19 protein-coding genes are annotated in these 24113 nt (G+C 67.0%); 9 read left to right on the top strand and 10 right to left on the bottom strand.

Annotated features, from left to right (window positions below):
- Positions 1–4 precede the first annotated feature (4 nt).
- Both CVO77_RS03230 and gltX read right to left on the bottom strand, forming a co-directional pair.
- A complete protein-coding gene (locus CVO77_RS03230) occupies positions 5–1288 on the bottom strand; it encodes a citrate synthase (RefSeq protein ID WP_105997867.1) in 1284 nt (427 codons plus the stop codon).
- Between the two features lie 37 nt (positions 1289–1325).
- Positions 1326–2783: a glutamate--tRNA ligase gene (gltX, locus tag CVO77_RS03225; RefSeq protein ID WP_105997866.1), complete on the bottom strand. Its 1458-nt coding sequence runs from the start codon at positions 2781–2783 to the stop codon at positions 1326–1328.
- A 57-nt stretch (positions 2784–2840) separates the two neighbouring features.
- On the opposite strand from gltX, the gene CVO77_RS03220 reads away from it, so the two are divergent.
- Positions 2841–5000, top strand: coding sequence for a ComEC/Rec2 family competence protein (locus CVO77_RS03220; RefSeq protein WP_105997865.1), 2160 nt, complete (start codon positions 2841–2843; stop codon positions 4998–5000).
- Here the strand turns inward: CVO77_RS03220 and lexA are convergent.
- The 8 genes from lexA to CVO77_RS03180 form a co-directional block, all read right to left on the bottom strand.
- Positions 4954–5637 carry a transcriptional repressor LexA gene (gene lexA / locus CVO77_RS03215; protein WP_105997864.1) on the bottom strand — a complete coding sequence of 228 codons (684 nt, stop codon included), beginning with the start codon at positions 5635–5637 and terminating at the stop codon, positions 4954–4956. The genes CVO77_RS03220 and lexA overlap by 47 nt on opposite strands.
- 65 nt (positions 5638–5702) lie before the next feature.
- Positions 5703–6893 (bottom strand): molybdopterin molybdotransferase MoeA, encoded by a 1191-nt coding sequence (locus CVO77_RS03210; protein WP_105997863.1) that lies wholly within the window; start codon positions 6891–6893, stop codon positions 5703–5705.
- Entirely contained in the window at positions 6890–7360 is a 471-nt protein-coding gene (moaC, locus tag CVO77_RS03205; RefSeq protein WP_106000602.1) for a cyclic pyranopterin monophosphate synthase MoaC, read from the bottom strand. Before moaC ends, CVO77_RS03210 begins: the two co-directional genes overlap by 4 nt.
- Positions 7361–7607: 247 nt before the next feature.
- A complete protein-coding gene (trpC, locus tag CVO77_RS03200) occupies positions 7608–8393 on the bottom strand; it encodes an indole-3-glycerol phosphate synthase TrpC (protein WP_105997862.1) in 786 nt (261 codons plus the stop codon).
- The gene (gene trpD, locus CVO77_RS03195; RefSeq protein ID WP_105997861.1) at positions 8390–9388 is read right to left on the bottom strand and encodes an anthranilate phosphoribosyltransferase; all 999 of its coding nucleotides are present in this window, start codon (positions 9386–9388) and stop codon (positions 8390–8392) included. Before trpD ends, trpC begins: the two co-directional genes overlap by 4 nt.
- The gene (locus tag CVO77_RS03190) at positions 9385–9975 is read right to left on the bottom strand and encodes an anthranilate synthase component II (RefSeq protein WP_105997860.1); all 591 of its coding nucleotides are present in this window, start codon (positions 9973–9975) and stop codon (positions 9385–9387) included. The genes trpD and CVO77_RS03190 overlap by 4 nt, the downstream gene beginning before the upstream one ends.
- 95 nt (positions 9976–10070) lie before the next feature.
- Complete coding sequence (locus tag CVO77_RS03185; RefSeq protein ID WP_105997859.1) at positions 10071–11588, bottom strand: anthranilate synthase component I family protein; 1518 nt, start codon at positions 11586–11588, stop codon at positions 10071–10073.
- Positions 11589–13532 (bottom strand): peptidylprolyl isomerase, encoded by a 1944-nt coding sequence (locus CVO77_RS03180; RefSeq protein ID WP_105997858.1) that lies wholly within the window; start codon positions 13530–13532, stop codon positions 11589–11591.
- Positions 13533–13702: 170 nt separating this feature from the next.
- On the opposite strand from CVO77_RS03180, the gene tpiA reads away from it, so the two are divergent.
- From tpiA to dnaE, 8 genes are all read left to right on the top strand, one after another.
- Positions 13703–14452, top strand: a complete 750-nt coding sequence (tpiA, locus tag CVO77_RS03175; RefSeq protein WP_105997857.1) for a triose-phosphate isomerase — start codon at positions 13703–13705, stop codon at positions 14450–14452.
- A gap of 115 nt (positions 14453–14567) precedes the next feature.
- Entirely contained in the window at positions 14568–14990 is a 423-nt protein-coding gene (gene secG, locus CVO77_RS03170; protein ID WP_106000601.1) for a preprotein translocase subunit SecG, read from the top strand.
- A 123-nt stretch (positions 14991–15113) separates the two neighbouring features.
- The gene (locus CVO77_RS03165) at positions 15114–16742 is read left to right on the top strand and encodes a CTP synthase (RefSeq protein ID WP_105997856.1); all 1629 of its coding nucleotides are present in this window, start codon (positions 15114–15116) and stop codon (positions 16740–16742) included.
- Positions 16743–16779: 37 nt separating this feature from the next.
- Positions 16780–17466, top strand: coding sequence for a Crp/Fnr family transcriptional regulator (locus CVO77_RS03160; protein ID WP_105997855.1), 687 nt, complete (start codon positions 16780–16782; stop codon positions 17464–17466).
- Between the two features lie 419 nt (positions 17467–17885).
- Positions 17886–19136 carry a lipoprotein-releasing ABC transporter permease subunit gene (locus CVO77_RS03155; protein ID WP_105997854.1) on the top strand — a complete coding sequence of 417 codons (1251 nt, stop codon included), beginning with the start codon at positions 17886–17888 and terminating at the stop codon, positions 19134–19136.
- Entirely contained in the window at positions 19129–19806 is a 678-nt protein-coding gene (locus CVO77_RS03150; protein WP_105997853.1) for an ABC transporter ATP-binding protein, read from the top strand. The genes CVO77_RS03155 and CVO77_RS03150 overlap by 8 nt, the downstream gene beginning before the upstream one ends.
- A gap of 191 nt (positions 19807–19997) precedes the next feature.
- Positions 19998–20474 (top strand): glutathione peroxidase, encoded by a 477-nt coding sequence (locus tag CVO77_RS03145; RefSeq protein WP_105997852.1) that lies wholly within the window; start codon positions 19998–20000, stop codon positions 20472–20474.
- A 129-nt stretch (positions 20475–20603) separates the two neighbouring features.
- Positions 20604–24110: a DNA polymerase III subunit alpha gene (gene dnaE / locus CVO77_RS03140; protein WP_105997851.1), complete on the top strand. Its 3507-nt coding sequence runs from the start codon at positions 20604–20606 to the stop codon at positions 24108–24110.
- Positions 24111–24113: the final 3 nt, after the last annotated feature.

The raw sequence follows: 24113 nt of genomic DNA, 5'->3' as shown, positions 1-24113 counted from the left end.
ATGTTTACCGCTGATCCACCGGCACGAACGGGCGGTGCGCCGGGCCGGTGTAGAGCTGGCGCGGACGGCCGATTTTCTGAGCGGGGTCGGAGATCATTTCGTTCCACTGCGCGACCCAGCCGACGGTGCGGGCGAGCGCGAACAGCACCGTGAACATCGTCGTCGGGAAACCGATCGCCGACAGGATGACGCCCGAATAGAAATCGACGTTCGGGAACAGCTTCTTCTCGATGAAATAGGGGTCGTTGAGCGCCATTTCCTCGAGCTGCAATGCGACTTCGAAGACCGGGTCGTTGACCTTGAGCGCGTCGAACACTTCGCGAACCGTTTTCTGCATCACGGTCGCGCGCGGGTCGTAGTTTTTATAGACGCGATGACCGAAGCCCATCAGGCGGAACGGATCGTCCTTGTCCTTGGCGCGGGCGAGATATTCGGGGATGCGTTCGGGGCGGCCGATTTCGCGCAGCATGTTGAGCGCCGCCTCGTTCGCGCCGCCGTGCGCCGGGCCCCACAGGCAGGCGATACCCGCCGCGATGCACGCAAAGGGATTCGCGCCCGACGAACCGGCCAGGCGGACGGTCGAGGTCGAGGCGTTCTGTTCGTGATCGGCGTGGAGGATGAAGATGCGATCGAGCGCCCGTTCGACGGCGGGAACGATTTCATATTCCTCGGCCGGGACGCCAAAGGTCATGCGCAGGAAATTGCCGGTGTAGGACAGGTCGTTGCGCGGATAGACGAAGGGCTGGCCGACCGAATATTTATACGCCATCGCCGCGATCGTCGGCATTTTCGCGATCAGCCGATGGCTCGCGATCATGCGCTGGTGCGGATCGTGAATCTCGGTCGAATCATGATAAAAGGCGCTGAGCGCGCCGACGATGCCGCACATCAGCGCCATCGGGTGCGCGTCGCGGCGGAAACCACGGAAAAAGGTCGATAATTGTTCGTGGACCATCGTGTGGCGGGTGATGGTGTGCGTGAACTTGCCCAGTTCGTCGCCGGTCGGCAGTTCGCCGTTGAGCAGCAGGTAGCAGGTTTCCATGAAGCTGGAATGTTCGGCGAGGTCGCCGATCGCATAGCCGCGATGGAGCAGTACGCCCTCGTCGCCGTCGATATAGGTGATCTGCGATTCACAGCTCGCGGTCGAGGTAAAGCCGGGATCGTAGGTGAAGGCGCCGGTCTGCGCATAGAATTTGCGGATATCGACGACATCGGGGCCGACCGTGCCCTTGAGCACCGGATTTTCGACGGTGGTGTCGCCCAGGGTGATTTTTGCGATATCGGTCATTTTTTTCCCCTGATGTTTAGGGCGGGAGGCGTTGCGGCTACGCCCCTGCCGGATAATTGTGCGCTGCGTCAAGTCGCGCCAGGCTCGCGTCGCGGCCGAGCAGCAGCAACACATCGAAAATTCCCGGCGATACCGTCCGTCCGGTCAGCGCGGCGCGCAGCGGCTGCGCGAGCTTGCCGAGCCCGATTCCGGCCGACTCGCTCGTCTCGCGAACCGCAGCCTCGATATCGCCCGCATTCCAGTCGTTCAGCCCGCGCAGCTTTTCGGTGATGCCGGCGAGCACTCCCTCCGGCGCGTCCTTTAGCACCTGTGCGGCCTTTTCGTCCACTGCCAGCGGCATGGCCGCGAAGAGGAACAGCGCGCCCTCGGCAATCTCGTCGAGCGTCTTGGCGCGCGGCTTGAGCGATTCCATCGCGCGGGCGAGGAGATCGCGGTCGGGAGCGTCCAGCGCACGGCCGACGCCCGTTTCGACGCGCGGCGCGACGAGATCGGCGAGGCGGGCGTTATCGGCTTCACGGATGTAATGGCCGTTGAGATTTTCGAGCTTCTTGAAATCGAAGCGCGACGGCGAGCGGCCGACATGGTCGAGGTCGAACCATATGACGGCCTGCTCGCGGCTGATGATTTCATCATCGCCATGCCCCCAGCCGAGGCGGAGAAGATAATTGTTCACCGCCTCGGGCAGATAGCCCATCTCGTCGCGATAGGCATCGACGCCGAGCGCGCCGTGACGCTTTGACAGCTTCGCACCGTCGGCGCCGTGGATCAGCGGGACATGCGCATAGACCGGCTCGCGCCAGTTCATCGACCGAAGGAGGGCAAGCTGGCGAAAGGCGTTGTTGAGATGATCGTCGCCGCGGATGACGTGGGTGACCCCCATGTCATTGTCGTCGACGACGACGCTGAGCATATAGGTCGGCGTGCCGTCGCTGCGCAGCAGGATGAAATCGTCGAGTTCGGCATTCTGGACCGTGACCTCGCCCTGGACGCGGTCGGAAATCGTGACTTCTCCTTCCTGCGGCGCGCGCAGGCGGATGACGTGGGGAAGCGCGGGATCGCCATCGTCGCGGTCGCGCCACGGGCTGCGGACGCGGAAGGGGACGCGCTTTTCCTGCGCCTCGGCGCGCATCGCGGCGAGTTCGTCCTGGGTCAGGTAGCAACGATAGGCCTCACCCCTTGCCAGGAGGTCGTGCGCGACCTCGGCATGGCGCGGCGCGCGGGCGAACTGGAACACCGTTTCGCCGTCCCAATCGAGGCCCAGCCATTTCATCCCGTCGAGAATGGCGTCGATCGCGGCGTCGGTGGAGCGGGCGCGGTCGGTATCCTCGATGCGGAGCAGGAATTGGCCGCCGTGATGGCGCGCGAACAGCCAGTTGAACAAGGCGGTGCGCGCGCCGCCGATGTGCAGATAGCCGGTCGGGGAGGGGGCGAAGCGCGTCACCACGGCTGTGCCGGTCGCTTCTGCCAATCTGGTCGGGTTTTCGGTTGCCACCATGGCCTCTTTCAAACAGGTTGCTGCCTTTGCAGAGGCAGGATCGGGGCAGCCCCTAGCATGGCGACAAGGCCGCTTCAAACGCCCATATGCGCGCGCGCCGCCAGCCGCCTGCGCCGGGTTTCGGAGCGGATCGAGGCATGGCTCGATGCCGAGCGCGAGCGGATCGGGCTCTGGCTTCCCGTCGCGCTCGGCGCGGGGATCGCCTTCTGGTTCGCCTTGCCGACGGTGATGCAGTGGATCGGGCTGCTTTTCCTGCTGGCCGCTGGGACGCTCGCGGGGGTGCTGGCCGGGTGGCAGCGACGGCTGGGCCGGATCGCGGCGATCGGCTGCGCGGCGATGGCGGCGGGGATCCTCCTGATCTGGATTCGCGCGCTGTGGCTTGCGGCGCCGGTGCTGGCGCAGCCCGCGGTGACGGCGTTTTCGGCGCAGATCGAAGCGGTCGAACCGCTGCCCGCACGCGGCCAGACGCGGCTGATCGCCCGTCCGTTGCGGCGATCCGATTTGCCGCCGCGGGTTCGGCTGACGATGCGCGATGGCGATAGCGGCGATATCGCGCCGGGCGATTTCGTCGGGCTGCGCGCCCGGCTGATGCCGCCGCCGACCGCGAGTCTGCCCGGCGGCTATGATTTCGCGCAGCGCGCCTGGTTCGACCGCATCGGCGCGGTCGGCACGGTGCTGGGCGACGTCGCCCGGCGGCCCGGCGCGAAGGGCGGCAGCCAGCCGCTGCGCGCGCGATTGAGCGCGCATATCCACGGCCAGGTGGCGGGGTCGCCGGGCGGGATCGCGGCGGCGCTGGTCACCGGCGACCGCGGCGCGATTTCGCCCGAGGATGACGAGGCGATGCGCCGCGCCGGGCTGGCGCACCTGCTGTCGATCAGCGGGCTGCACGTCACCGCGGTGATCGGCTTCGCGATGCTCGTCGCGATGCGGCTGTTCGCGCTCAGCCGGCGATTGGCGCTGGAAGGATATGTGCTGCCGATCGCGGCGGCGGCCGGGGCGCTCGCCGGGGCGGGCTATACCTGGCTGGCGGGGGCCGAGGTGCCGACGCTGCGGTCGTTGATCGCGGCGCTGCTCGTCCTCGTCGCTTTCCTGATGGGGCGCGAGGCGCTGACCTTGCGGCTGGTCGCGGCGGGGGCGCTGATCGTGTTGCTGTGGCGTCCCGAATCGCTCGCCGGGCCGAGCTTCCAGCTCAGTTTCGCGGCGGTGACCGCGATCGTTGCGCTGCACGAAAGCCCGACGATGCGGCGCTTCCTCGCGCGGCGCGACGAGGGTTTGCCGCGGCGATGGGGGCGGGGACTGGCCGGGCTGCTGATCACCGGGCTGGTCGTCGAGGTCGCGCTGGCGCCGATCGCGTTGTTCCATTTCCACAAGGCGGGGCTTTATGGCGCGCTTGCCAATGTCGTGGCGATCCCGCTCACGACCTTCGTCATCATGCCGATGGAAGCGGCGGGGCTGCTGTTCGACAGTATCGGCATTGGCGCGCCTTTCTGGTGGGTTGCCGACCATGCGCTGCGCCTGCTCATCGCGCTCGCGCATGCGGTGGCGGGCACGCCGGGGGCGGTCGCGACGCTGCCGATCTTTCCGCGCTGGGGCTTTGCGCTGACGGTCGGCGGCGGGCTGTGGATTCTCCTCTGGCGGACGCGCTGGCGCCGGGCCGGCGCGGTGCCGCTGGCGATCGGTATCGCGGCGCTGCTTGCGCAGCCGCGCCCCGACCTGCTGATCACCGGCGACGGGCGCAACATCGCGGCGGCGGCGCCCGGCGGCGGCTATGCGCTGCTGCGCGATCGCGCCGGCGATTTCGTGCGCGATACGATGCGCGAGGCGGCGGGGATCGACACCCCGCTCGGCGCGCTCGCCGATCTGGACCATGTCGAATGCAATGTGGATTTCTGCCGCTGGCGCCAGGGCGTTGACGGCGCGCAGCGCGTCATCCTGGCCTCGCGCGGCCGCGACCGGATCGAAGGGGCCGACATGGCGGCCGCCTGCGACGCCGCCGATGTCGTGATCAGCGACCGCTGGTTACCGCGCGAATGCGTCGGGCGCTGGCTGACGATCGGCCGCGACAGCCTGGCGGAAAGCGGCGGGCTGGCGATCTATCTGGCGGGCAGGCCGCGGGTCGTCGCCGTGCGCCGCGCGGGCGACGAGCATCCGTGGCGCCAGCCCGACCAGCTTAGTGGTAACGACGAAGCAGTCCCGACAAGCGCCCTTGCACCATGACGCGCGCGGCCTCGTAACGCTGCGGCTCATAGGCGCTGTTGGCCGGATCGAGCCGGATCATCTTGCCTTCACGGCGGAAATATTTGAGCGTCGCATCCTGCCCGTCGACCAGTGCGACGACGATATCGCCCTCGCGCGCGGTGTCGGCTTTCTGGATCAGCGCATAATCGCCGTCGAAGATGCCCGCCTCGACCATCGAATCGCCCGACACCTCGAGCGCATAATGTTCGCCCGCGCCGAGCAGCGCGGCGGGAACCGCGAGCTGGTTGTGATCCTCGAACGCTTCGATCGGCACGCCCGCGGCGATCTTGCCGTGCAGCGGCACCTCGATGATGTCGTTTGCGGCGATCGGGCGCAGCGCCGGGGCGGGCTTGCGCAGCGGGACGATATTGTCGCGATCGCCCGGCACCGGAGCCTTCACGCCCTCGGGCGTCTTCAGCACCTCAAGCGCGCGGGCGCGATTGGGGAGGCGGCGGAGAAAGCCCCTTTCTTCCAAGGCGCTTATCAGGCGATGAATGCCCGATTTCGACTTGAGGCCGAGCGCTTCCTTCATCTCCTCGAACGACGGCGAAATGCCGCTCGCGTCGAGGCGCTGCTGGATGAAGTGGAGCAGTTCATGCTGCTTCGCGGTCAACATCTGTCGTTCTCCATGATGTCAGTTCCGGACATAGGGAGAACGATAGTGGAACAAAGCGGAACTTGTCAAGCGATGTCGATATAGTCCGCGAGGTCGCCCGCGGCTTTGGCGGGCGCGCCGGTCTCGCGGAGCAGCAAGGCCTTCGCTTCGGCGAGCGGAACGGTGCGGCCGCTGTCCTGTTCGCCGAACGGCGCGAGGCAGCCGTCGTCGACCCGCGCGCGCAGATAATCGCGGCGGCTGCCGCCTGCGGCGAGCGGCGCAGCGAGCGGCGCGCGGCGGATGGCGGGCAGCGGGTCGCGCGCGCCCGCGAGATGGCGGACGAGCGGAAGCAGGAACAGGATCGCGGTGACGAAGGCGGAGGAGGGATTACCGGGCAGGCCGAGCAGGAGCGCGTCGCCGATCATTCCCGCGATCAGCGGCTTGCCCGGCTTCATCGCGACCTTCCAGAAATCGACGTGGCCGCCCGCATCTTCGAGCGCGCCGCGAACATGGTCGTGATCGCCGACCGAGGCGCCGCCGACGGTGACGATGACGTCGTGACGTCGCGCTAGATCCTTGAGAATACTGGAAATCATCGCCCGGTCGTCGCGCATGTGCAGCGGCAGGCCGACCTCCGCCGGTTCGCCCGCGAGCAGCGCCGCGAGCATCGGACCGTTGCTGTCGGGTATCTGTCCGGGGGCGAGCGCGCGGCCCGGCTGCACCAGTTCGTCGCCGGTGGTCATGACCGCGACGCGCGGCCGCCCGCCGACCGCAAGCTGCGCCGCGCCGCCCATGATCGCGGTCGCGATCGCGCCGGGCGTCAGCCGCGTTCCGGCGGCGAGCAGCCGGTCGCTCGCGGCGAAATCGCTCGCGCGGTCGCGGATGTTCGCGCCGCGCGCGGCGGGCGCGTCGCCGGTCAAGGCGAGGCTTGCCCCTTCGGCGGCGGTATTTTCCTGAATAAGCACCGTATCGGCGCCATCGGGGAGCAGCGCGCCGGTGAAGATGCGTACCGCTTCGCCCGGCGCGAGCGGCGCGGAGGGAACCGCGCCCGCCGCCACTTCGCCGCCGATCCGCCAGGGGCCGGGAAGATCGTCGAAGCGGATCGCATAGCCGTCCATCGCCGACAGCGGCGCGGCGGGCTGATCGCGCTGAGCGACGACATCTTGTGAAAGATAACGTCCAAGAGACTGCAAAAATGCTATATTCTCTGGCGGCAGCGGCGAGCGTAGTGCCAACAGACGCGCCTGGGCTTCCTCGACGCGAAGCAGGCCGTTCATGCCGCGCGCCAGTCGCCCGAGCGGCCGCCGCTTTTTTCGAGCAGGCGGATGTCGCCGAGGACCATCGCGCGGTCGAGCGCCTTTGCCATGTCGTAGAGGGTGAGCAGCGCGACCGAGGCGGCGGTCAGCGCCTCCATCTCGACTCCGGTCGGGCCGGTCGTTTCCGCCGCCGCGCGGACCGAAAGGCCGCCGGTTTCCCACGCGAACTCGACCGTGACGCTGGTGAGCGCGAGCGGGTGGCAGAGCGGGATCAGATCGGCGGTGCGCTTTGCGGCCATGATGCCAGCGATGCGCGCGGTCGACAATATGTCGCCCTTGGGGGCGTTGCCGGTGCGGATCGCATCGAGCGCCGCGGCCGACATGGCGATCCGTCCACCCGCGACGGCGCGGCGCCGGGTGGCGGGCTTGGCGCCGACATCGACCATATGGGCGGCGCCGCTGTCGTCGAGGTGAGTCGGTTTGCTGATCATCGGGCGAGCCAAGCAAGGCGGGGCGGCGAAGGCAAGGGGGATGATGGCGAATGACGGGGAGCGGCCGCTCTTCTCCCCTCCCGCTTGCGGGAGGGGTTGGGGGTGGGCAGCAACGTCGCAATGCCCCACCCCGCTGCGACTAACGAACAAAGTTCGTAAGTCTCGCTGCCCCTCCCGCACGCGGGAGGGGAAATCTGCGCCATCCTTCAATATCCGCTTCCCGCCCCAAAGCGGAAATGTCGCTTTACCCTAGCAGCAACGCTCGCGTCGCCGCCTCGACATCGGGCTGGCGCATCAGGCTTTCGCCGACGAGGAAGGCCTGGACGCCGCTCTGCGCCAGGCGTTGGCAGTCGCCGTGGGCGGCGATGCCGCTTTCGCCGACGAGGAGCGTGCCGGGCGGCACCAGCCTTGCCAGCCGCTCGGTGACGGCAAGGTCGGTCTCGAAGGTCTTGAGATCGCGGTTGTTGACCCCGATCAGGTGCGAGCGGAGCCGCGTCAGCGCGCGGTCGAGTTCGGGCTCGTCATGCACTTCGACGAGGACATCCATGCCGCGTTCGATCGCCGCATCCTCGATCTCGCGCATCGCGCCGTCGTCGAGCGCGGCGACGATGATCAGGATCGCGTCGGCGCCGATCGAGCGCGCCTCGGCGACCTGCCACGGGTCGATCATGAAATCCTTGCGGAGGACGGGAAGGTCGCACGCGGTGCGCGCCGCGATCAGAAATTCCTCATGCCCCTGAAAATAGGGCGCGTCGGTGAGCACCGAAAGGCACGCCGCGCCGCCCGCCGCATAGGCACGGGCGTGTTCGGCAGGATTAAAATCTTCTCTTATCAATCCTTTGGATGGCGATGCTTTCTTGATTTCTGCGATCAGGCCAAAGCCGCCCGCATCGATCTTTGTTTGGAGCGCCGCCTGAAAGCCGCGCGGCGCGCCGGCGTCGATGCGGTCGAGGTCGGCGATCGAATAGGCCTGGCGCCGCGCCGCGACTTCGGTCGCCTTGGTGGCGAGGATTTCGGTGAGCCTGTTCATTTATACGCGATCCAGCAGTTGAGCAGGGCGTTGGCGAGCCCCTTGTCGATCGCCTCGGCGGCGTTCTCGACGCCGTCGATCAGGGTTTCGGCGGCGCCTGCGACGACCAGCGCTTCGGCGGCATTATAGAGAACCGCGTCGCGATAGGCGCCATGGTCGCCCTGCAGCAGCGCACGGAGCGCCGCCGCGTTCGCGTGGGCGTCGCCGCCGCGGATGGCGGTGATCGGGTGGCTGGGGAGCCCGGCGTCGGCGGCGGTGCTGCGCTGCATCCGCACGCCCTCGCGGGTGATGACCGCGACCTCGTTGCCGCCCGCGAGCGACAGTTCGTCGAGCCCCTCGTCGCCCGAAATCACCCGCGAATGATCGGTGCCGAGCTGGTGCAGCGCTTCGGCATAGACGGCGACATAAGCGGGGCGCGCGATTCCGATCAACTGGCGCGAAACGCGCGCGGGATTGGCAAGCGGTCCCATCAGGTTGAAGATCGTGCGCTGGCCGATCTGCTTGCGGATCGGCTGGATACGCTTCATCGCGGGATGGTGATTGGCGGCAAAGAGAAAGCAGATGCCGAGGTCGGCGAGCTGCGCCTCGGCCATCGCCCCGGCACGCTCCATGTCGAGGCCGAGCGCTTCGAGCGTGTCGGCGGCGCCCGACTTCGACGAAGCCGCGCGATTTCCGTGCTTTGCGACTGGAACCTCGCACGCTGCGACAACGATGGCGACCGCGGTCGAGACGTTGAGCGTATGATGGCCGTCGCCGCCGGTGCCGCAGACGTCGATCGCGTTCGCGGGGGCGTTGATCGGGATCATCCGGTCGCGCATGGCCTGCGCCGCGGCGGCGATCTCGACCATCGTCTCGCCGCGATCCGACAGCGCGATCAGGAAGGCGGCGATATGGTCGTCGCTGGCGCCGCCGTCGAGGATCGCCTCGAACGCGGCGACCGCCTCGTCATGCCCCAGCAGCGTGGCGGGGTCGGGAAGCGCGCCGAAGCCGCTCATGCCGCGCGCCGCGCCGCGACCGGCAGCCCGGCCAGACGCAGGAAATTGGCGAGCATCGCGTGGCCGTGTTCGGTCGCGATGCTTTCGGGGTGGAACTGGACGCCGTGGATCGGCAACTCGACATGGCGGAACCCCATCACCGCGCCGTCGTCGCTGGTGGCGTTGATCGCGAGGGTCGGCGGAATATCGACGACCTCGAGGCTGTGATAGCGCGTCGCGGTGAGGGGCGAGGGCAGGTCCGCGAACAGGCCGGTGCCGTCATGGCAGACGGGCGACGTCTTGCCGTGCATCAGGTGGCCCCGCTGCACGATGCCGCCGAAATGCTGGCCGATCGCCTGGTGGCCGAGGCAGACGCCGAGCAGCGGCCGTTTCGCGTCGGCGCAGGCAGCGACGAGGTCGAGGCTGATTCCCGCCTCGTTCGGGGTGCAGGGTCCGGGTGAAATGAGGATCGCATCGGCGCCGCTCGCGAGCGCTTGCGATGCGGACAGCGCGTCGTTGCGTTCGACGCGCACTTCGGCCCCGAGCTCGATCAGATAATGAACGAGGTTGAAGGTGAAGCTGTCGTAATTGTCGATGACGAGGATCATGGCGGCGCCCTAACGGTTTTGCGACCGGCATGGAAGGGATAGAAGCGATAGGGCTGGCAAACCCAACGAAGGGAAGGGGCGCAAACGGCCTGGCTCTATTGCCCGTAACCCGGCGTTCCCGCGAGCCGCACCGCTTCGCGCGCCGCGGCGAACAGCGCGCCGGCCTTGGCTTCGCATTCGCGCTGTTCATAGGCGACCTGGCTGTCGGCGACGATGCCGGCGCCGGCCTGGACGTGCATTTCGCCGTCTTTGACGATCGCGGTGCGCAGCACGATGCAACTGTCCATATTGCCGTCGGGCGCGAAATAGCCGACGCCGCCCGCGTAGGGCCCGCGCGCGTCGGTTTCGAGTTCGGCGATGATCTGGCAGGCGCGAACCTTGGGCGCGCCGCTGACCGTGCCGGCCGGGAAGCCCGCGAACAGCGCATCGATCGCGTCCTTGCCGGGCGCGATGCGGCCGATGACGTTCGACACGATGTGCATGACATGGCTGTAGAATTCGACGGTGTAGCTGTCGGTGACGGCGACGGTGCCGCCGACCGCGGCGCGGCCGACGTCGTTGCGACCGAGGTCGAGCAGCATCAGATGTTCGGCGCGTTCCTTGGGATCGGCGAGTAAAGATTCGCGATTTTCGGCGTCCTCGGCGCCGGTGCGGCCGCGCGGGCGGGTGCCGGCGATGGGCCTGATCGTGATTTCGCCATCGCGCACGCGCACGAGGATTTCGGGCGACGAGCCGATGATCGCGAAGCCCGGCAGGTCGAGGAAATAGAGGAAGGGCGAGGGGTTGATCCGCCGCAGTGCGCGATAGAGATCGAAAGGCGGCAGGTCGAACGGGGTCGAAAAGCGCTGCGACAGCACGACCTGGAAGATGTCGCCCGCGGCGATATAGTCCTTCGCCGCCGCGACCATTTCGGCGAAGCGTTCGGGCGTCGTCGCCGCGTTCGCCGCGATATCGGCGGGGAGGGCTTCGGTGGCCGCGCGTTCGCCGTGCGCGCTGGCGGTCGACAGCCGCGCCGCGATGGCGTCGAGCCGGTCGTGCGCGGCGTCGATCATCCGATCGATCGGCGCGTCCGCATCGGGCCAGATCGGCGCGATCAGGAAGAGTTCGTCGGCGAGCCGGTCGAAGACGAGGATCGTCGTCGGGCGCACGAACACCATGTCGGGGAGGCCGAGCCCGGCGCCCGGCGCGCGCGCGATGCGTTCGACGAGGCCGATCGTTTCATAGGCGAAGAAGCCGACGAGCGTTGCCAGCGCCTTGGGCAGGCCGTCGGGCACGTCGAAGCGGCATTCGGCGACAAGGTCGCGCAGCGCCTGCAGCGCGCCGGTGGCGAGCGGCGCGAACGCTTCGCGGTCGCGGCGCCAGTCGCGGTTGATCCGCGCGGCGTTGCCGGTCACTTCGAATAGGAGGTCGGGATCGAGCCCGATCAGGCTGTAGCGCCCGCGCGTCTCGCCGCTTTCGACCGATTCGAGCACCCAGTCGCCGCGCCCCGGCTCGATCAGCTTGAGCGCGGCCGAGACCGGCGTCTCGATATCGGCGATCAGCCGCTGCCAGACGACCGCGCCGCGGCCGCCGGCCAGCGCCTCGAGCGCCGCCGCCCTGCCTTCTAGCGTCACTTATTCGCCGACCGGCGCGGTGCCGGTCAGTTCCTTGCGCAGCTTTTCGAGCAGATCCTTGTTGATCTTGACCCCGACGCGGCGCTTTGCCTCGGCGGCGAATTGTTCGACCAGTTCGTTGCCGAAAGCGGGGGCGAGCGGCTGGGCGATCGCATCGACGCGCGCGGGGTCGATCGCCTTGGGATCGGGGCGGTCGACCTGGGTCAGCGCGATCACCATCCAGCCGCGATTGCCGGGGATTTCGAGCGTCTTGACGCTGCCCTTCGCCATCGAGAAGAGCAGGGCGAGTTCGGGCGGCACCGGCTTGCCGTCCTGGCCGAGTTCGGCACGGCGACCGCCGATCGCCTGGACCCCGGCGTTGGGTCCGGCGGCCTTTGCCGCCTCGGCGAGACTCTTGCCGCCCTCGACCGCCTTGACGATCGCGCGCGCCTTGTCGCGGGCGATCTTCTGCCCCTCGGCAAAGCGCCATTCGCTGAGCAGGTTGCCGCGAATCTGCGCGAAGGGCGGCGGCGCCGCGGCGACGATCGACTTCACCGAATAGATGGCGAATTTTTCATTCTCGACCAGCGTCGCAAGTTCGGCCTCGCCTTCGCTGCTGTTTTGGAACGCGCCGCTGACCATCGGCGCGAATTCGGGCGCGAGCGCGAAGCCCGGCGTACCCGGCGCGCTGCCGTTGGGCAGAAGGGCGGGGGTTTCCTCGACCTTGAGCTTGCGGTCGGCGGCGATTTCTTCGACCGAGGCGCCGCCGTTCACGGCATCCTGGATCGCGTTGTAATAATCGACGATCGCTTCGTTCGCCTTGTTCTTGCCGAGTTCGGCGCGAATCTCCGGCGTCGCGGCGGCCAGGTCGCGGGCGGGCTTGAGCGTGATCGTCTCGACCCGCGCGACCACCCAGCCGAGGCCGGACTGCACCGGGCCGAGGAGGTCGCCGCGCTTGGCCGCGAACGCGGTCTTGGCGATCGCGTCGCTGGTCGTCGCGGTATAGGCCGACAGCGTCAGATCGCCGGTGGTCGAGGCCGAAAGGCCCGCCGCCTGCGCGGCGGCAGCGATCGAGGTGCCACCGCGAACCTTGGCCGCGATGCCGTTCGCGGTCGCCTGATCGGGGGCGATCACCTGTGCGAAGCGGCGCGTCTCGCTCGCCGCATATTGCGCGGCATTGTCCTTATAGGCCTTGGCGATTTCGGCATCGCTGACCGCCGGAACCGGCACCGCGCCGCGGTCGAACAGCGCATATTGCAGCACACGACGCTCGGGCACCGTAAATTTCGAGGCGTTCTGCTTGAGGAAGGTCTTGAGCGCGGCGTCGCCGGGATCGCCCGCCGGGGCAAAGGCGCTGGCCGGAATGAAGGTCGCCTGGCCCTGCCTTTGTTCGAGCAGCAGCGCCGCATAGGGGCGCGCGATGCCGGGCGACAGGCGCGGGATCGTGCCGATCGGCAGGCCGATCTGTTCGAGCAGCAACTGCTGCTTGAGTTCCTGGCGAAGCTGCGCCTCGGTCATGCCGTTCTGGCGCAGGAAATTCTCGAACGTCTTTTGGTCGAACTTGCCCGATACGCCCGAAAAGGCCGGGATGTCGGCGATGCGGCCATCGATCTGGCGCTTGCTGACGCTGAAACCGATCTTGGTCGCGAACTGGTCGAACGCCAGGCCATCGACAAGCTGGCCGAGCACCTGATCGAGCCCGCCGCCTTCGACAAAGCCCGCCATGGTCAGGCCCGGCTGCTGCTGGCGCGCCTGATTATATGACTGGCGCACCCGGTCGCGCAGCTCGCCGAGGCCGATTTCTTCGCTCCCGACCTTCGCGACATTGGCGCCGCCGAGCCCGCCGAACGAAGCGTTGCCGGTCACGTCGCCGAGCGCGAACAGGATGCCGATGAGGACGATGAAGGCGAGCGCAGTGAATTTGCCGATCGTCGAACTGAAGAGGTTGCGAAGGTTCGTGATCATGAAGCAGTCAGTCTTTCGGCAGGCGCGGACGTGCGCGGTCGCGCGCTGCTTTAGGCGGGACGGGAGAGCGCATCAAGGCGGGAAAATGCGAGCGTGTGTCACCGGCTTGCCTTCACGGCGCTCGCGCCGCTAGGGGAAGCGGATCGGATCGGCGAACGAGGAAATGGACAATGACGCGGCGCAAATATGTGGTCGGCAACTGGAAGATGAACGGGCTGACGGCCGCGCTGGATGAGGCGGGCGCGATCTTTGCCGCCGCCGAAGCGTATCCTTCGGTCGATGTCGCGCTCTGTCCGCCTTTCACGCTGGTGGGGGCGATGGCCGCCGCCGTGCCCGGCGCGGCGGTCGGCGGGCAGGATTGCCATGCCGCAGACTCAGGCGCCTTTACCGGATCGGTCGCGGCGCCGATGCTCGCCGACGCGGGCGCGACCCTTGTCATCGTCGGGCATAGCGAGCGGCGCGAGGGTTTCGGCGAAAGCGATGCCGACGTCCGCGCCAAGGCCGCGGCGGCGCTGGCGGCGGGATTGTCGGTGATCCTGTGTGTCGGCGAACCGCGCGCGGTGCGCGAATCGGGCGAGGCGATCGCTTATGTGTTGGCGCAGATTGCGGGATCGCTGCCCGATGATGCCGATCCGGCGCGGCTTGCGATCGCCTATGAACCGATCTGGGCGATCGGGACCGGGCTGGTGCCGACGGTCGCCGACGTCGCCGACATGCACGGCGCGATCCGCGCCAAGCTGGCCGAACAGGCGGGCGCGGCAGCGGCGCAGGCGATGCGCATCCTTTACGGCGGGTCGGTCAATGGCGACAATGCGGCCGAGTTGCTGGGCACGGGCGATGTCGACGGCGCGCTCGTCGGCGGCGCGAGCCTGACCGCAGGCAAATTCGGGCCGATCGTCGCGGCGGCGGGGGCTTTGTAATCCGTCGCCTGCGCGCGGGCGACGTGTCGGGTATAGCTTGAAGCGCGGCCGCTTCGTCTCTATGTGCGCCGCGGGCGTGGTCCGCATGGGGCCGCGCAAGGTCCGGGAAATATCGATGTCCAGTCTCTTCACCTTCCTGCTCGTCGTCCAGGCGCTGATCGCCGCGGTGATGATCGGCGTCATCCTGATGCAGAAGTCGGAAGGCGGCGGCCTGGGCATGGGCGGCAGCCCCGGCGGCCTGTTGTCGGCGCGCGGTGCGGCCGATTTCATGACCCGCGCGACGACGGTCCTGGCGACGTTGTTCGTCAGCCTGTCGATCGTCCTGGCGGCGCTCGCCTCTGTGGGTGGCGCCGGCGGCTCGACGATCGATACTTCGCTGTCGAAGACCGCGCAGCAGAGCGGCAGCGCGCCGACCCCGGCGCTGACCGGCGCGGCGCAGCAGGCCCCGGCCCAGAGCGCGCCCGCGTCGGACGATCCGCTGGCCGCGGCGGCGGCGGCGGCCAGCCAGAACGCGGCCCCGGCACTCGCCAAGAAATAAGACTCCAGACTATCCGGAGGGCCTTGGCTTTCCGGTTTCGCACCCGCGCGGCGGATTTATTTCCGCCGTTTGCGATTCGACGGCTTGCGCCGTCCCCCTCCTGCCCGGTAAGTCTTTCCTCCCATGGCGCGGTTCATTTTTATCACCGGCGGCGTGGTCTCCTCCCTTGGCAAAGGTTTGATGGCGGCTAGCCTCGCGGCTCTGTTGCAGGCGCGGGGTTACCGCGTTCGCATCCGGAAGTTCGATCCCTATCTGAATGTCGATCCGGGCACGATGTCGCCCTATCAGCATGGCGAGGTCTATGTGACCGACGACGGGGCCGAAACCGACCTCGACCTTGGCCATTACGAGCGCTTTACCGGCGTCGCGGCGCGGCAGAGCGACAATGTCACCTCGGGCCGTATCTATCAGCAGATCATCACCAAGGAACGCCGCGGCGACTATCTGGGTGCGACGGTGCAGGTGGTTCCGCACGTCACCGACGCGATCAAGGCCTTTGCGCGCGCCGAGACCGATGACCTTGATTTCGTGCTGTGCGAGATCGGCGGCACCGTCGGCGATATCGAATCGCTGCCCTTCATCGAGGCGATCCGTCAGCTTCGCAACGAAGAGGGGCGCGAGAACACGCTCTCGGTGCATGTCACTTTGGTGCCCTATATCGCCGCGGCGGGCGAGTTGAAGACCAAGCCGACCCAGCATAGCGTGCGCGAACTGGCCTCATTGGGTGTCCAGCCCGACGTCCTGCTTTGCCGCTGCGAAAAGCCGTTGCCCGACGGCGAGCGCGCGAAGATCGCGCAATTCTGCAACGTCCGCAAGGAAGCGGTGATCCCGGCGCTCGACGCCGATTCGATCTATTCGGTGCCGGTCCAATATCATGGCGAGGGGCTCGATTCGGAGGTGTTGCGCGCCTTTGGCATCCACGACGCGCCCGATCCCGACCTGACCGCCTGGTACGACATCATGGACCGCAAGCAGCACCCCGAGGGTGAGGTCACGATCGGCGTCGTCGGCAAATATGTCTCGCTGCCCGACGCCTATAAATCGCTCAACGAGGCGCTGGCGCATGGCGGCATGGCGAACCGGGTGAAGGTCAATGTCCGCTGGCTCGACGCCGAAATGTTCGAGGAAGGCGATCTGGCGGCCAAGCTGGAACCGATGCACGGCATCCTGGTTCCCGGCGGTTTCGGCGAACGCGGGTCCGAAGGCAAGATCGCCAGCGTCCGCTTTGCCCGCGAGCAGGGGGTGCCGTTCCTCGGCATCTGCCTCGGCATGCAGATGGCGTGCATCGAGGGGGCGCGGAACACGAGCGGGATCGAGAATGCGTCGAGCACCGAATTCGGCGCGACCGACGAGCCGGTCGTCGGCCTGATCACCGAATGGATGAGCGCCGAGGGCCTGCAACAGCGCGGCGCGAATACCGATCTGGGCGGCACGATGCGGCTGGGCGCCTATGACGCCAAGCTGTCGCCGAACAGCCATGTCGCGAGCATCTATGGCGCGACCGACATCAGCGAGCGTCACCGGCATCGTTACGAGGTTAACGGAGCGTATCGCGAAACGCTCGAAAAGGGCGGTCTGGTCTTTTCAGGCCTGTCGCCCGATGGCATGCTGCCCGAAATCGTCGAGCGGCCGGACCATCCGTGGTTCATCGGGGTGCAGTTTCACCCCGAGCTCAAATCCAAACCCTTTGATCCGCATCCGCTGTTCAAGGGATTCATCGAAGCCGCGGTGAAACAGAGCCGGCTCGTCTGACGAAGCGGGCGACCGGGCAAAAAGGGATGACAGGGGCATGGACCACGCGAAACTCGCCGCATTGCAAGGCCCCGACAGCATATTTTCCGGGCTGACCGTCGAGGATTGGGCCGAGATCGCCAGCCGGTCGGTGCAGGTCAGCTTTGCCAAGGGCAAGGAATTGCTCGTCCAGGGCGATCCCGGCGACATGATGCTGATCCTGACCGAAGGCACGGCGCGGGTGTCGATGCTGACCGCGGGCGGGCGCGAGATCGTCCTTGCCTATGCCGAGCCCGGCGCGGTGCTGGGCGAGATCGCGCTGCTCGATGGCGGTGAGCGCACCGCGTCGGTGACGGCGACCAGCGCGGGGAGCGCGCTTCAGCTTGGCCGCAACGCGCTGCGGGATTTCGCGGCGAGCCATCCCGAATTCACCTGGTCGCTGATGCAGCAGCTGGCGCGGCGGCTGCGCACCGCCGATCAGACGATCGAGAGCGACCGCGCCTATGCCTCCGGTCCGCGGCTCGCACGCTATCTCAAGCGACTGATCCGCAAGGACACGACCGAGACGACGCACCGCGTCGAGCTGAGCCAGACCGAACTCGGCAATTTCGCGGGGATGAGCCGCGAACATATCAACCGGCAATTGCGCAGCTGGGAGGAATCGGGGGTGATTTCGCTGGAACAGGGGCGGGTGAGGGTGCTCGATACCGCGCTGCTCGAGGATATCAGCGAAAGCGAAGGGTGAAATCTTCTCTCGTCATTGTTCCCGCTTTCGCGGGAACAATGACGAATGAGGCGCGCGCCGCAGCCGACGCTTCCGCCCGAATCACAACGCCCGGGCCTCGTTTCCGAAACCCGGGCGCCTGTGACGAACACTCGCCATCCCCCTTTGTTGCAGACCCGGCGAAAGGTCTGCACTCCCTGGAGCCGGGCCTTGGGGCCGCGTTGAACCAGAGAGTGTGCGCTAGGGCCAAGGGGGGGCTTTGTCACCCTCTGGCAAGCCATCGGCGCTCCTTTTGCGGCGCGGCTGTGGCGGATGGGCAACATATTATGCGAATCAGTCGCAACAGGCCGCGGCGTCGGCGACCATTGCCAGCACCGCCGCCGCTGCCTAAAGCGGGGCATGACCGCACCGCGTATCGCGCTTAAAAGGCCGCTCGCCCCATGATCCTGCGTGCGTATGAACGCGCCATCTTCAAACGCTATCTGCTCCCCCAGCGCGGCGAAGGTTTCATCTTCGTCGCCGCGGCGTTCAGCTTTACCGCGGTGATGCTCGGCGTTGCCGCGCTGGTGATCGTGATGAGCGTGATGAACGGCGTGCGGTCCGACCTGTTCGACAAGATCGTCGGGTTGAACGGCCATGCGGTGGTGCAGGGTTTCGGCGGCCGGATCGACGACTGGCAGGATGTGCTGAAACAGGCCAAGGCGACGCCGGGCGTGGTTTCGGCGACGCCGCTGATCGAACAGCCGCTGCTCGCCAGTTTCAGCGGGCGCGTCGAGGGCGTGCTGGTGCGCGGCATGACCGTTGCCGACATCCGCAAGAACGACGTGCTTGGCGGCAAGGTGTTGCAGGGCAGCCTCGATTCGCTGACGCCGGGTTCGGGCAATATCGCGCTCGGCAGCGAACTGGCGCGCAATCTGGGGGTCACCGCCGGGTCGATGGTGACGATCATCAACCCGCAGGGGCGCTCGACGCCCTTTGGCACGGTGCCGCGCGAAATCGCCTATCGCGTGTCGGCGATCTTCGAGATCGGCGTCTATGATTTCGACAAGGCCTATATCGTGATGCCAATGGAGGATGCGCAACTCCTGCTGCTCACCGGCGATCAGGTCGGAATGATCGAGGTCAAGGTGACCGACCCCGACAAGGTCGGCGCCATCTTGCAGCCGCTCGCCGAAAAGGTCGCGACGAAGGCCGTGATTTCCGACTGGCGATCGATGAACGCAAGCCTGTTCGAGGCGCTGTCGATCGAGCGCGTCGCGATGTTCATCATCCTGTCGCTGATCATCCTGGTCGCCGCGTTCAACATTATTTCGTCGCTGATCATGCTGGTGCGCGCCAAGACGCGCGACATGGCGATCCTGCGAACGATGGGGGCGTCGCGCGATTCGGTGATGCGCATCTTCATCGCGATCGGCCTGGCGATCGGCGTTTCGGGGACATTGGTGGGGATGGGGGTCGGGTTCGGGCTGCTCTTTTTCCGCCAGAATGTGCTGCGCGGGTTCGAGATTATTACCGGACAATCGCTGTGGGATCCGTCGATCCGCTTTCTGACCGAGCTGCCCTCGAAGCCCGACCCGTTCGAGATCATCGGGATTGCGGTGATGACGATCGTCTTCAGCTTTCTGGCGACGCTCTATCCCGCCTATAAGGCCGCGAATACCGATCCGGTGCAGGTGCTGCGCTATGAGTGACATCCTTCTCGAACTCGCCGGACTCCAGCGCAGCTTTACGCAGGGCGACGTGACCATCGACGTGCTGCGCGGCATCGACGCGCATCTGAAACGCGGCGAGATCGTCGCGCTGCTCGGCCCGTCGGGGTCGGGCAAGTCGACGATGCTGCAAGCCGTCGGTCTGCTCGAGGGCGGCTTTGGCGGCATCATCCGGATCGACGGCGAGGATGTGACCCGCTTCGATCAGGGCAAACGGACGAAGACGCGGCGCGAGAAGATCGGCTTCGTCTATCAGTTCCATCATCTGCTCCCCGATTTCACGGCGATCGAGAATGTCGTGCTGCCGCAGCTCATTCGCGGCGCGGGGCAGGCCGAGGCCGAGGAGCGCGCGGCTGACCTGCTTGGCCGGCTCGGGCTGGCCGAGCGGCTGCACCACAAGCCGAGCAAGCTGTCGGGCGGCGAGCAGCAGCGCGTCGCGGTGGCGCGCGCGCTCGCGAACCGGCCGCTGCTCGTACTGGCCGACGAGCCCACCGGCAACCTCGACGAAGCGACCGCCGACCGGGTGTTCGACCAGTTCGTCAAGCTGGTGCGCGACCATGGCTCGGCGGCACTGGTGGCGACGCACAACGAGCGGCTGGCGGCGAAGATGGACCGCGTGCTGCGCTTGCACGAAGGGCGGGTAGAGGCGTAGGTTATCCCTTGAAACCCCTCCCGCTTGCGGGAGGGGCAGCGAGACTTGGTCCGGCCCAGCCGGGCCTAGTCGCAGCGGGGTAGGCCAGCGACGGTTCGGTTCTGCCCACCCCGTTGCGAGTAGCGAGCAAGCTCGCAACTCTCACTGCCCCTCCCGCTTGCGGGAGGGGATGAAAAAAGGGGAAGCGCGACATGACACTTTACGATCTTTCGGCGAAGCTGCCCGGCGGCGGGGCGCAGCCGCTTGCCGATTATCGCGGCAAGGTGCTGCTGATCGTCAACACCGCGTCGAAATGCGGCTTCACCCCGCAATATGAAGGGCTGGAGGCGCTTCATCGCGACTATCAGGATCGCGGGTTCGAGGTGCTGGCGTTCCCGTGCAACCAGTTCGGGGCGCAGGAGCCGGGGGACGCCGCCGAAATCGCGAATTTCTGTTCGCTGACCTATGATGTGAGTTTTCCGGTGATGGCGAAGATCGACGTCAACGGGTCCGACGCCGACCCGATCTTCAAGCATCTGAAGGACGAGAAAACCGGCTTGCTGGGCAGCGGGATCAAGTGGAATTTCACGAAATTCCTGGTGGGCCGCGATGGCAAGGTGGTGTCGCGGCATGCGCCGACGACCAAGCCCGAGTTGCTCAGAAAAGAAATTGAGGAATTGCTGGGGTAGGTCGTCGCCCCCGCGAAGGCGGGGGCCGCAGCCCGCCTTGCGCTACGCCGCCAGCGACCCCGCCTTCGCGGCGGCGACGATTGTTAATCGGGCCTTCCCCGAATCGCGCCACCCGCCTAGCGTCGCTCGATGGCCTACAGCCCCTTTGTCCCCCTGCGCGTCTTTTCCAGCTACACCATGCTCGAAGGAGCGATCGAGCCCAAGGCGATTGCGAAAGCCGCGCGCGAGCGGGGGTTTCCGGCGATCGCGGTCGCCGATCGCAACGGGCTTTATGGCGTCATGGCGTTCGGCGAAGCGTGTCAGGCGGCGGGGGTGCAGCCGATCGTCGGCGCGCTGCTGAGCGTCGCGCGGCCGGGGCAGCGGCTCGCGAACGGCGCGCCGATGATCGACTGGCTCGCGCTCTATGCGCAGGACGATGCCGGCTATCATAATCTCTGTTCGCTCGTCTCGCACGCGCATCTGGGGCGGCCGGTCGAACAGGAGCCGCATGTCACGCTGGCCGACCTTGCGGGCAGGACCGATGGGCTGATCTGCCTGACCGGCGGCGGCGAAGGCGCGCTGGCGCGGCTGCTGGCGGGTGAGCAGAAGAGCGCGGCCGACGATTATGTCGAGCAACTCGAAGCGCTGTTCGGCGGGCGGCTTTATATCGAACTGTCGCGGCGCGGCGACGCGGCCGAAAAGGCGGCCGAGGCGGTGCTGATCGACCTGGCCTATGCGCGCGCGCTGCCGCTGGTGGCGACCAATCCCGCCAATTTCGTCGAGCCGCAATTCCACCCCGCGCACGATGCGATGCTGTGCATCGCGCAATCGGCCTATGTCGAAAGCGAGGACCGGCGGGTGTCGAGCCCCGAGGCTTGGCTGAAGCCCGCCGAGGCGATGGAAGATGCTTTCTCCGACCTGCCCGAGGCGATTCGCAACACGCTCGTCATCGCGCAGCGCTGCGCCTTCATGGCGCCGAAGCGCGCGCCGATCCTGCCCAGCCTTGCCGGCGACCGCGAAGGCGAAGCGGCGCAGCTTGCGCGCGACGCGCGCTCCGGGCTCGACGCGCGGCTGGCGATTTACCCCGAGCTGAGCGATGACGAGCGGCGGGCCTATGCCGAGCGGCTCGATTTCGAGGTCGGGGTCATCACCCAGATGGGCTTTCCCGGCTATTTCCTGATCGTTGCCGACTTCATCAAATGGGCGAAAGCGCACGATATTCCGGTCGGCCCGGGGCGCGGGTCGGGGGCAGGCAGCGTTGTTGCCTGGGCGCTGACGATCACCGATCTCGACCCGCTGAAATTGGGGCTGCTGTTCGAACGCTTCCTCAATCCCGAGCGCGTGTCGATGCCCGACTTCGACATCGATTTCTGCGAAACGCGGCGCGGCGAGGTGATCCGCTATGTGCAGGAAAAATACGGCCGCGATACCGTCGCGCAGATCATCACCTTCGGAAAGCTGAAGGCGCGCGCGGTCTTGAAGGATACCGGGCGCGTGCTCCAGATGAGTTACGGCCAGGTCGACCGGCTGGCGAAGCTGGTGCCGAACCACCCGACCGATCCGTGGACTCTCGAGCGCGCGTTGAACGGCGTGTCCGAACTGATGACCGAATATAAGCAGGACGACGGCGTGCGCCGCCTGTTCGACATGGCGCGGCAATTGGAAGGCCTGCCGCGGCATAGCTCGACCCACGCGGCGGGGGTGGTGATCGGCGACCGGCCGCTCGACCAGCTCGTCCCGCTCTATCGCGACCCGCGTTCGGACATGCCGGTGACGCAGTTCGACATGAAATATGTCGAGAGCGCGGGGCTGGTGAAATTCGACTTCCTTGGGCTCAAGACGCTGTCGGTGCTGAAGGAAGCGCGGCGCCTGCTCGCGCTGCGCGGGACCGACGTCGATCTCGATACCCTCGCGTGGGACGATCCGGCGGTTTACGAACTGCTCCAGCGCGGCGAGACGGTCGGGGTGTTCCAGCTCGAATCCGAAGGGATGCGGCGCACGCTGTCGGCGGTGAAGCCGACCAATTTCGGCGACATCATCGCGCTCGTCGCGCTCTATCGCCCAGGGCCGATGGACAATATCCCGCTGTTCGGCGCGCGCAAGAACGGGCGCGAGAAGATCGCCTATCCGCACCCGCTGCTCGAAGGCATTCTCGCCGAAACCTATGGCATCTTCGTCTATCAGGAACAGGTGATGCAGGCGGCGCAGATCCTGGCCGGCTACAGCCTCGGCGGCGCCGACCTGCTCCGCCGCGCGATGGGCAAGAAGGTCCAGGCCGAGATGGACGCGCAGCGCGACACCTTCGTCAAGGGGTGCGGCGAGCATAATGCGATCAACGCCAAGGCGGCGAACGAATTGTTCGACTTGATCGACAAGTTCGCGGGCTATGGCTTCAACAAGAGTCATGCTGCGGCCTATGCGCTGCTTTCCTATCAGACGGCGTGGCTGAAGGCGCATTATCCGCATGAATTTTTCGCGGCGTCGATGTCGTTCGACAGCCATCAGACCGACAAATTGTCGATCTTCATCGACGACATGCGCCGCCTCGACATCGCGGTCGCGCCGCCGTCGATCAACGAGAGCGAGGCCGATTTTTCGGTCGGGCGCATAGGGGGCGGACCGGGCGAGGACGGGCTGGCGGTGCGTTATGCGCTCGGCGCGCTGAAAGGTGTCGGCGAGAAAGCGATGGAAGCGCTGGTCGCCGAACGCCGCGCGAAAGGCGATTTCGCGAGCCTCGACGATTTCGCGAACCGCATCGACCCCAAGCAGCTCAACCGCCGCCAGATCGAGGCGCTCGCGGGGGGCGGCGCGTTCGACGGCGTCGAGCCCGACCGGCCGCGCGCCTTTGCCGGGGCCGAGGCGCTGCTCGCCTGCGCGAACAGTTCGGCGCATGAGCGCTCGACGGGGCAGGGCGGGCTGTTCGGGGGCGACGTGGCGATCGCGCCGGCGCTCCAGCTTCCCGCCGCCGAACCCTGGACGCTCGCCGAGCGGATGACGCGCGAAAAGGAAGCGTTCGGCTTTTATTTCTCGGCGCACCCGGTCGAGCAATATGAGGCGATCGTCGCGGCGCGCGGCGCGCGTTCCTACGGCGATATCTGTGAAAATGTCGAGATGACGCCGGGAACGCGTATCCCGATGGTGATGGCGGCGATGGTCGAAAGCGCGCGTGCGCGCGTGTCGCAGCGCGGCAACCGCTTCCTCAACCTGACGCTGTCCGATCGCAGCGGGCAGTTCCAGTCGAGCTGTTTCGACGAGGGGGCGGGGAAAATATTGGAAGCGCTGGCGGCCGAGGGCGGCTGTGCGATCCTGTCGGTCGAACTCGACCTGCTCGAAGGCGAGGAGACGCCGCGGGTGACGGTACGCGGTGCGCAGTCGCTCGTCGATATTGCCGCGACCGCCGCGCTGCAACTGACGTGCCGGGTCGAACGGGCCGACGCGGTGGCGGAGATCGCGCAATGGCTCGAGCGGCGTGACGATGCGCGCGGCAAGGTCGTCATCGTGACGCGCGATCCGCTGACCGACGAGGATATCCGCATCGAGGTCGGGCGGGGCTTCGCGCTCGGCCCCGACACCATCGCGCGCCTCGAAAGACTGGCGGGGGTCACCGAAGCCGCGCTCGCGCTGGTCGCGCCGCGCGATTTCAGGGTTCGTTCTTAAGTC

This window comes from Sphingopyxis lindanitolerans, assembly GCF_002993885.1.
In the GTDB taxonomy this organism is placed as follows: domain Bacteria; phylum Pseudomonadota; class Alphaproteobacteria; order Sphingomonadales; family Sphingomonadaceae; genus Sphingopyxis; species Sphingopyxis lindanitolerans.
Note: the sequence above shows the minus strand (reverse complement) of the source record. Positions and strands in the feature narration are given on the sequence as shown.

Bases quoted from the DNA above. Each gene is read 5' to 3' on its own strand.
- CVO77_RS03230 (WP_105997867.1), bottom strand. From the start codon at position 1,288: ATGACCGATATCGCAAAAATCACCCTGGGCGACACCACCGTCGAAAAT.
- gltX (WP_105997866.1), bottom strand. From the start codon at position 2,783: ATGGTGGCAACCGAAAACCCGACCAGATTGGCAGAAGCGACCGGCACA.
- CVO77_RS03220 (WP_105997865.1), top strand. From the start codon at position 2,841: ATGGCGACAAGGCCGCTTCAAACGCCCATATGCGCGCGCGCCGCCAGC.
- lexA (WP_105997864.1), bottom strand. From the start codon at position 5,637: ATGTTGACCGCGAAGCAGCATGAACTGCTCCACTTCATCCAGCAGCGC.
- CVO77_RS03210 (WP_105997863.1), bottom strand. From the start codon at position 6,893: ATGAACGGCCTGCTTCGCGTCGAGGAAGCCCAGGCGCGTCTGTTGGCA.
- trpC (WP_105997862.1), bottom strand. From the start codon at position 8,393: ATGAACAGGCTCACCGAAATCCTCGCCACCAAGGCGACCGAAGTCGCG.
- trpD (WP_105997861.1), bottom strand. From the start codon at position 9,388: ATGAGCGGCTTCGGCGCGCTTCCCGACCCCGCCACGCTGCTGGGGCAT.
- CVO77_RS03190 (WP_105997860.1), bottom strand. From the start codon at position 9,975: ATGATCCTCGTCATCGACAATTACGACAGCTTCACCTTCAACCTCGTT.
- CVO77_RS03180 (WP_105997858.1), bottom strand. From the start codon at position 13,532: ATGATCACGAACCTTCGCAACCTCTTCAGTTCGACGATCGGCAAATTC.
- tpiA (WP_105997857.1), top strand. From the start codon at position 13,703: ATGACGCGGCGCAAATATGTGGTCGGCAACTGGAAGATGAACGGGCTG.
- secG (WP_106000601.1), top strand. From the start codon at position 14,568: ATGTCCAGTCTCTTCACCTTCCTGCTCGTCGTCCAGGCGCTGATCGCC.
- CVO77_RS03165 (WP_105997856.1), top strand. From the start codon at position 15,114: ATGGCGCGGTTCATTTTTATCACCGGCGGCGTGGTCTCCTCCCTTGGC.
- CVO77_RS03160 (WP_105997855.1), top strand. From the start codon at position 16,780: ATGGACCACGCGAAACTCGCCGCATTGCAAGGCCCCGACAGCATATTT.
- CVO77_RS03155 (WP_105997854.1), top strand. From the start codon at position 17,886: ATGATCCTGCGTGCGTATGAACGCGCCATCTTCAAACGCTATCTGCTC.
- CVO77_RS03150 (WP_105997853.1), top strand. From the start codon at position 19,129: ATGAGTGACATCCTTCTCGAACTCGCCGGACTCCAGCGCAGCTTTACG.
- CVO77_RS03145 (WP_105997852.1), top strand. From the start codon at position 19,998: ATGACACTTTACGATCTTTCGGCGAAGCTGCCCGGCGGCGGGGCGCAG.
- dnaE (WP_105997851.1), top strand. From the start codon at position 20,604: ATGGCCTACAGCCCCTTTGTCCCCCTGCGCGTCTTTTCCAGCTACACC.